The organism is Parashewanella curva (genome assembly GCF_003675895.1).
GTDB classification, from domain to species: domain Bacteria; phylum Pseudomonadota; class Gammaproteobacteria; order Enterobacterales; family Shewanellaceae; genus Parashewanella; species Parashewanella curva.
The window spans coordinates 1-6,611 of record NZ_ML014872.1 but is presented as its reverse complement, the minus strand read 5'-3'; the positions used below and the strand labels follow the sequence as shown (position 1 = coordinate 6,611).

Sequence of the window (6,611 nt, the reverse complement as noted above, 5' to 3'; positions counted from 1 at the left end):
AAATACGAGTGGTTATCCATTAGTGCTTACGAAACTTACTCGAAACTCAAAAAAGCAGTCGAAACCATTTTGGATAATTATTGCTCAAAATATGAGATAACTTTTAGTTAGGTACTTAAAAGACCCACACCCATTTCATTTCCAAAGTGGCAAGGGTGAACACGAAGTGCTTCCTCAAGCCACTGGTTAATATCAACAACGTCCATATGCCTAAAAAACTCAAACTCCGCGAGATTTTTTTGTGTTAAAGGCAACGCGAAGTACTTTAAATTTGGAAGGTGCTTTAGTGCTCTTTCAAGCGCGTTTTGCTCATACCCTAATCGTTTTAAGTCTACCTTTAAAGATGGCACTAATGGCTGAGCTATACGCATAATTTGGCGGTGTAAATCAACAGTCGAAACAAGCATACCTCGTTGGGTATATTCAAAAAAAGCTCCACTATCTTTTATACCTTGAGCAGAAATCAATCTTCTATATTCCTCTTTTAATTGCCTTGCCCGTTGCGCGACTTCCTCTGAAATAGGTTCATCACCGATTAGAATCATTTTCTCCAAAATAACATCTCGATAACTTGGTGGGGCTGATTGAGCAGAAAAAAGAGAATAAAAACCTGTATTAAAAAAAGCACCACATCCACTGGATGTAAATCTTCGTGACTTGGCAAAGCTTGAAAAATTTTGATGTTGTTCTGCATTATTCAAACTATGTTGCATAGCGTTAACTACAGACGAACGTTGTAGGCGATGCCGCACAAACCACAACTCAAGTTTCGATGGATTATGACCTTTAATTCGATGTTCAGAGAACGATATTGCTAGTCGCCCAGTTTCTTGTAAAACAACTTGATATCTATGATGGTTAAAAGTAAATATCACATCTTTCGATGTACTCACACTCAGTGCACTCAGGAACAATCACTTAGGATCGGGGCAACAGGGAAAGCAACAAGCCATATGCGTATAAGTATTTATTATGCAATAATAAACACTCTACCCAACTTGCAACGAATTGAAAGTTAAACTTAATTAACTTCCAATTCGATATTTACTGTTTTAAATTGATTTAAACGGGTGTAACAATCAATCATGGTGTTTCTCTTCGCTTATGGTTGAGTCACCAGTCATGCCGATTACACCATAAGCTTGCATAATTCAAATCTCTAACCATTGAATATATCTAGCTAATTAAAAACTCACAAACTCTCAATTTCGGCATAAGCTTGCACAAGAATAGCTTTATTACTCCATATAACTGCACAAAACTATGTAACATTTTAAACCTATTATTATCAAAATAGTCCAAATATGCGTTGACTCTATTTAGCTAAAGAAAATGTTTAGTCGATAACGCTCAATACTGAGTCTTACTGACTACAAACTCATTTGTGGACAAAAGCGAGATAGAAATGAAAAGAATACACTAACACTTTTAAGCAACTTTTCCAATTTGATGGGATGCAATGCAGTCCATAATGTAATCAAGCACAGGGTTTGTATTAATTGGATTAGTTAGGTGGTCAGGCACAAACTTGGGAGCAATAATCAGATTACGACTGACCATTTCATTCAATACTTCTAAATAATCAAAACCTGTTTTGCCGATATACAGATTAGAAATATCTTGTTGAGATTGCAGGGTCAGAGCTCTGCTTACACCGCTTAAGTACAAGTAATCTTTAGTAAATCCGCCTCCACGGTAAACTCTTAAGGTGGTGGTATATGCTTGTTGATCCGATGCTTGATATTCTTCTTTCAACAAATTAAAAGTATGTCTGAAATCATTATTTTTCAGCATATCTTTAACGGCAATGACTCGTAATGCCAATGTTCGTAAGCGTGCTAATGTCATATTCCCAGACTGGTATTCATTAAGAATGGCTAATCCTTCTTGTGTGAAGGTGTTTTTAGGTAAGCCTATTGAAAATACCTTTAATGGACAATTGAGGGCATTTAAGGTGGTTGCCATATGAACACCTAACTCATGATGCAGTAAGGCATTTGCTTCTGTTTGGGTGAGCTTGGCAGATTTTGAAATCAATACCGCTTTACGAGCATTTGAAACCATCGCAGCCGCTACGATTTTGTTGCTAGGTTCAATTTTACAATTCATGCCCCAATCAAGGGCTTGCTTGTGAAAAGCTGAAGCCAATTTAATACTATCAAACGATTTCAGTTCATCCTCTTGAAATGGCGCAGCATGCAAGATGAATGCTGCATTTTTTTCATCTAACTCGTGTGGTTCGCCATAGTATTTTAATGATTCATACAAAAAATTAGGTTTGCCAATGTGCGCCAGCAAAGAGGCTTTGTCGCTGAGCATATTGATGACATCACGATACAACTGTTGAATTTTCGGATCGCGGATTTCATTGATAGATAAACGATACAGTTTTTCCCTAAATGCATAAGGATCAAGCTCTAATTGTCGATAGTGAAAATTAGGTCGATAACTTGCCTTACTTTTTAGAAATTTTCGCTTTTCACTTTCAGCGTTGATTGGGTTGATATAATGCAGCGTATCTAAGCCCTTAGCGAGAGCATAGAGTTCTTTATCCAGTTTAAGAACTGCTGGTTCCAAAGTTTCACCTTGGATCACTGATTTTTGCACCCGCTTTTTAAAGGTGTATCGGCGCATAAATTGCGCTGATATATCAGAAATTACATCTTTTAACTGACTACTGAGCTCTTGAATGACTATGGGGAAAGCTTCGCCATTTAGCTCATTCATATAGATCTTTTTTACTTCCAGCGGTAATACTAAGGTATTTTGAAAACGGCTATTTACATGAGAGATCATATAGCCCCTTCCCCAAAATACTGCATTTTCTTCCGCTGTAGTTTGCAGATTAGGCAATGAAATTTGGGAGAGTAAAAGAAGACTTTTATCTACCATAGGGCGCCATCGTTCAAGGTTAATTTGCTCTGTGCCTATGTTAAACACAGGCGAAGATTCACCTTTTCTGATGCCGTTATAGGAATGAATATCAAATAATATTGCAGCGCCAAATTGCAACTCTATTTGTTTTATGAGTTCATCCAACACTCGATAAAATTGCTGATGCTTGGCCGTACTGACTTTACGCTCGCTAGTGGTTAGGTTTTTAGTCCATACCTTTTTACCCCAAGCGGTATTATAAACACAGCTTGCTAATGGTCGGTTTAAGTCATATTCATAGCGTGAGTCATTACCAATCAGGGTGATTGGCAATGCTTGAATAAATTGATCAGTATGGGGATCTTCTTCGTAATATCGCTCGTCTTGGTTTAGCAAGCACTTCCTTTTGAGTGCTTCCCTAAACTGACTACCAGCATGAATCGCTGTACAAATGGTCGGCACGTAAGCATCGACTTTAATGTAAAAGCTGCCGTCTTTGATCTGACACTCGAACGTTTGTCTTGCTTGAAGTTTTGCGATAATTTCCGCTTCAGATAGCTTCTGCATCTTCAATTACCTTGCGGAAACTGCTCTTGCGTTCGCGGACTAATTCTCTAGCCGAAATCACATTTTCTACGAAATCGAGTACACTTTTTTGAAGTTTTACCCTGTTCAACTTATTAATTCGAGTAATACCACCAGGGCTCAATACGTTAACTTCTAATAGCTTACCGTTAATCACATCTAAACCAACAAAATAAAGCCCATCACGAACCAATTGTGGCCCTATCGCTTTACACAAGGCTTTTTCTTGTTTGGTTAATACATGCTTCTCTTCTCGTCCTCCTGCATGAATATTAGAGCGAATATCTTTTTCAGACGGTATGCGTTTCATCGCACCTATGGGTTCACCATTCAGCAGTAAAATACGCACATCACCCTTATCCGCACCTTCAATGTAATCTTGTAAGATCACATAATTGCCATTTTCACCACCAATATAAAAATCCAACAGTGAGCTAAAATTCTGTGAAGCTCTTTTTTCAACAACGATGACGCCTTGACCACCAAATCCATTTAACGGTTTCATGATCATTTTATCGGCTGCCGATTCCTCTAATACTTGCTGCAAGTATTCTCGACTTTTAGATACATGCGTTGACGGAATAAATTGCGCAGCATCTCCACTGAATGAGGCTGGGTATAATTTATTGTTGGCAATTCTTAACCCATCAATATCATTCATAATGAATACATCATTACGAACAGAATCTAAAAAGTTTAACGCGGTGGTATCCAGTGGCGGGTTAGCGCGCATAATGATGGTGTCAAAACCGGCTAGCGGCAATTTACAACGTTTAAACTCTGCCGTTTTATAAAAACTGGTCGTTGAAGCACTTTGCTTTTCTTTTCGTCTAAGCACATTACAAAAAGCGTGTGGAATACTATCCCGAATCGTTAGACTATTTGGAGTCGTGATAGCAACGGTATGTCCTCTAAGTGCGGCTTCGTGAATAAGACGTAATGTGGTATCCGTTTCAGGCTCTATTTTTTCCCATGGATACATAAAAAAGCACATTTTCATTTATGTTGACTTACTCATCATCAATTTCAAAGCCGTGATCTTCATGATCGTCTATATCAATAGATGGCACTGTTTCGGGGTGTTTTTTTGTACTCTTTCCAAATGGAGAAAAGGATTTTTGAGCTTCTATTTTTCTAACAAAAGTCATCCAGACTTTTTCATGGGGACTTACAGCAACAGCTTCGCCACTGCACACATTGACAAATCGCTGCTCTTCTTCATTTTTAGGCTGAATAGTTCCTCTGTGTAAAGCTTCATATACTGCGCCATGAGCTTCAAGTAATGTCACCTGTTGTCGAGTAAAGTCACCACTGCGAGCTAAACCATGTGGAAAATACTGCTCACCATAAAAACGACTTTTGCTAGAAAAAGATTGAGATTCCCTTTTTTCCATAGAAATTTTTTCTTGTTAATAGACACTGCTGCAATTATTGTGTCGCTATCTAGGCTTGTAAAATTAAGATTTTTACTTATTTTCGATAAATTATTTTTATTGAGAGCTAATGAAATGAATTCTGATTTATTAAGAACGTTCTTAGAAGTTGCACGCACTCGGCATTTTGGTCACGCTGCGGAAAACCTGTTCCTCACTCAATCAGCCGTGAGTTCTAGGATCAAACAGCTCGAAGACATAATGGCGACACCATTATTCATTCGCCAACGAAATAACATATTGCTCACTCACGCAGGAGAAAAGCTTCTCCCTCATGCAGAAAACCTACTGACTTCATGGCAATTAGCCATTCAAGACGTTGGTGTGCCAACCAAAAGATCTATGCAATTGGCTATTGGTGGAACATCAAATTTATGGGATACGTTTTTACGATCGATTCTTCCCGAATTAGCGCGAAATTTTGAAGATCTATACATTCGTAGTGAAATAAATCAACCACAGCACTTAATCCGCTCTCTACTGGGTGGACGGTTAGATATGGCTGCTATGTTAGATGCGCCAAATAACGTTGAATTTGAGGTTAGCCAGATAGGTAAGATTGAACTGATAATGGTGAGCAACACTCGTAATGCGACCTTAGAGGATGTACCGCAGTTAGGTCATGTGTTTGTTGACTGGGGAACTCGCTGTAACCTTCAACAAGCTAGGTTATTTGATGAACCCGTCGCCCCTATTTTACATACAGCACAAAGCCATATTGCGTTGGAATTTATCCTAAATCACCAAGGTGCCGCTTATTTACCTAGTGTAATGGTCGAGTCCTACTTATTAGAAAATAAGCTAGTTGAAGTTGTTGGTGCCACTAAGATATTACAAGACGTTCATTTAATCGTGAATCTTGATAATGAACGCTCTATTGCATTGGAGCCAATATTAAGATTCTTAAAAAACAAAAATGCGATAGAGCAGTATAATCAATAAATTTTTTTGATTGATGTTGATGAAAAAAATCGACTTCTCAATAAGTAATACAAGTCCTAACCTTGTCATAAAATACTAGGGTTAGTTTTATGAGCAAAGATCATCGATTTAAAAAAGAAGAGCTAGATGAAGATACTTCAACTTGGAAAGTGTCCAATAAAAAAAAACGTAAAAATGAAAGGTTATTAAGAGAAAAGAAGAAGCAAAAAACAGTTTTTGAAGAGACGAGTTCTTCTTTTTGAATTGTAGTATTAGGATTTGTAGTATTAGAATTAGATGCGATGACTTTGATTACTTATTACAAAGCTCGTTTTCAAATTGAATTTGTGTTTCGAGATGCGAAACAATTTACAGGGCTAATGGATTGCCAAGCCCGTAAGAAAGAAGCGATAAATCCCCATATCAACGCATCATTCACAGCACTGAATGTACTCAAATTTGAAGATGCAATGAGCAAAGAATGTCACTCTGAATCTGTAATATCGATAGCGAGTTGGAGACGACGTAAGTTCAATCAATACTTGATGAAAATCATTTTTGATAAGTTAGATATCGACCCGAGTAACGAAAAAGTATCTCAGGTCATAAGCGAGCTAGAAGAGTTCGGGGTGATTGCGGCATAAAACTGTCCGCAGTATTGTTAATAGACGTTTTATATTACAATACTTCGGACAGTTTTTGATTGGTCGTGCCTCAATATTTAGTAAGTCATTGAATTTTAATGAATCTGTGTTTTCAGATTCAATTTATAAAATTTTGTAAATTCAATTACTTATA

Annotated in this window: 7 protein-coding genes; 3 read left to right on the top strand and 4 right to left on the bottom strand. The window is 37.6% G+C overall.

Translation table 11 applies throughout. The features are described 5' to 3' along the window. Positions 1–107: 107 nt before the first annotated feature. From D5018_RS20185 to D5018_RS20170, 4 genes are all read right to left on the bottom strand, one after another. A complete protein-coding gene (locus tag D5018_RS20185; protein ID WP_121840783.1) occupies positions 108–893 on the bottom strand; it encodes a hypothetical protein in 786 nt (261 codons plus the stop codon). A 535-nt stretch (positions 894–1,428) separates the two neighbouring features. Next, the gene (locus D5018_RS20180) at positions 1,429–3,441 is read right to left on the bottom strand and encodes a flavohemoglobin expression-modulating QEGLA motif protein (RefSeq protein WP_121840782.1); all 2,013 of its coding nucleotides are present in this window, start codon (positions 3,439–3,441) and stop codon (positions 1,429–1,431) included. Further along, complete coding sequence (gshB, locus tag D5018_RS20175) at positions 3,425–4,453, bottom strand: glutathione synthase (protein ID WP_463674602.1); 1,029 nt, start codon at positions 4,451–4,453, stop codon at positions 3,425–3,427. The genes D5018_RS20180 and gshB overlap by 17 nt, the downstream gene beginning before the upstream one ends. A 16-nt stretch (positions 4,454–4,469) precedes the next feature. Continuing rightward, positions 4,470–4,853: a MaoP family protein gene (locus D5018_RS20170; RefSeq protein ID WP_121840780.1), complete on the bottom strand. Its 384-nt coding sequence runs from the start codon at positions 4,851–4,853 to the stop codon at positions 4,470–4,472. Positions 4,854–4,967: 114 nt separating this feature from the next. Between D5018_RS20170 and D5018_RS20165 the strand changes: the two genes are divergently transcribed. The 3 genes from D5018_RS20165 (at position 4,968) to D5018_RS20160 (ending at position 6,457) form a co-directional block, all read left to right on the top strand. Continuing rightward, positions 4,968–5,834 carry a LysR family transcriptional regulator gene (locus tag D5018_RS20165; RefSeq protein ID WP_165905130.1) on the top strand — a complete coding sequence of 289 codons (867 nt, stop codon included), beginning with the start codon at positions 4,968–4,970 and terminating at the stop codon, positions 5,832–5,834. 89 nt (positions 5,835–5,923) lie between these two features. Further along, positions 5,924–6,076: a hypothetical protein gene (locus tag D5018_RS21810; RefSeq protein WP_165905129.1), complete on the top strand. Its 153-nt coding sequence runs from the start codon at positions 5,924–5,926 to the stop codon at positions 6,074–6,076. Between the two features lie 39 nt (positions 6,077–6,115). Continuing rightward, positions 6,116–6,457: a transposase gene (locus D5018_RS20160; protein WP_121840778.1), complete on the top strand. Its 342-nt coding sequence runs from the start codon at positions 6,116–6,118 to the stop codon at positions 6,455–6,457. The last annotated feature ends 154 nt before the right edge of the window (positions 6,458–6,611 follow it).